Here is a 1,256-nt window from a genome sequence, read left to right as displayed (position 1 = left end):
GGCCCGCCACAGCAGCCGGCGCTTTCCGATACCGTCGCGACACCGACGGCACTGCACACGCCGGTCTCCGGCAGCACCAGCCGCACCTCGCGGGCCGCGGCATGGTCTCCGGCAATATCGGCCACCACCGAGCGGACCTGCTCGTAGCCGGTCGCCATCAGGAAGGTCGGGGCACGGCCGTAGGATTTCGAGCCGACGATGGTGAAACCGGGTTCGGGATGCGCGAGCTCCGCAATGCCATGCGCGGGAACCGTGCCGCATGAGTGGAAGTTCGGATCGATCAGCGGCGCCAGTGCCGGCGGCGCTTCGACGACGGGATCGAGCGCGATGCGGATTTCGCCGAGGAACGACAGGTCTGGCCTGAAGCCGGTGGTGACGACGATGCGGTCCACGGCCATGCTGAACGGCTTGCCGGCGAGGTGGGCGTCGACGGCAAGCTTCTCGCCTTGCGTCTCGATGCGGTCGACGGCGAAGCCCGTCAGCATGTTCAGCCTGCCGTCCGCCATCGCCTGCCTGGCGGCCAGCCCGAGCGCGCCACGTTCCGGCAACTGGTCGTTCAGCCCGCCGCCGAGCAATCTCTCGATGCTGGCGTGCCGCAGCGCCCAGAAGATTTCGGTGCCAGGCACGCCATCCTGCAACTCCATCAGCGCCAGCGCGACGTTGATGGCCGAGTGCCCGCCGCCGATGACCAGGATGCGCTTGCCCGCATAGTCTTCTCTCGCCTTGCCGACCACGTCGGGAATGCCATAGGCGATGCGTGCCGACGCCTTGCCTTCGCCGGCAACCGGCAGCCCGTCGATGCCGATCGGGTTTGGCCGCCACCATGTTCCGGATGCGTCGATGACGGCGCGTGCGAGAAAGCGGTGCTCACCGCCGCCATCGCGGTAGCGGATGACGAAGGGCGCGTCCTTGCGGCCGTCATTGGCGACCTTGTCGTGCCCCTGACGGGTGATCGCGGTGACCTCGGCGCCGAGCTTCAGATTGGCGGCGATCGCCGGAAGCCGGCCAAGCGGCGCCAGATAGTCGCGCACGATCTCGCCGCCGGTCGGCAGGCCCTGGCTGTCCGGCGCCGTCCAGCCGGAGCGGTCGAGCAGCGCCCGCGCCGCCGCGTCGATGTTGTATTCCCAAGGCGAGAACACCCGCACATGGCCCCATTCGAGCAGTGCGGCCCCAACGCTTTCGCCGCGCTCCAGGATGAGTGGACAGATGCCGCGCTCGACCAGATGCGCCGCGGCATCTGTCCACTCATCCTGGAG

1 protein-coding gene is annotated in these 1,256 nt (G+C 68.7%); it reads right to left on the bottom strand.

Features of this window, described 5'->3' with window-relative positions; translation table 11 throughout:
* Nucleotides 1-1,256, bottom strand: a 1,256-nt coding sequence (locus EN969_RS26830) for an NAD(P)-binding domain-containing protein (RefSeq protein ID WP_245467513.1), incomplete at both ends; no start/stop codon positions are given.

The organism is Mesorhizobium sp. M7A.F.Ca.CA.003.01.2.1 (assembly GCF_003998945.1).
Lineage (GTDB): Bacteria > Pseudomonadota > Alphaproteobacteria > Rhizobiales > Rhizobiaceae > Mesorhizobium > Mesorhizobium ciceri.
Note: the sequence above shows the minus strand (reverse complement) of the source record. Positions and strands in the feature narration are given on the sequence as shown.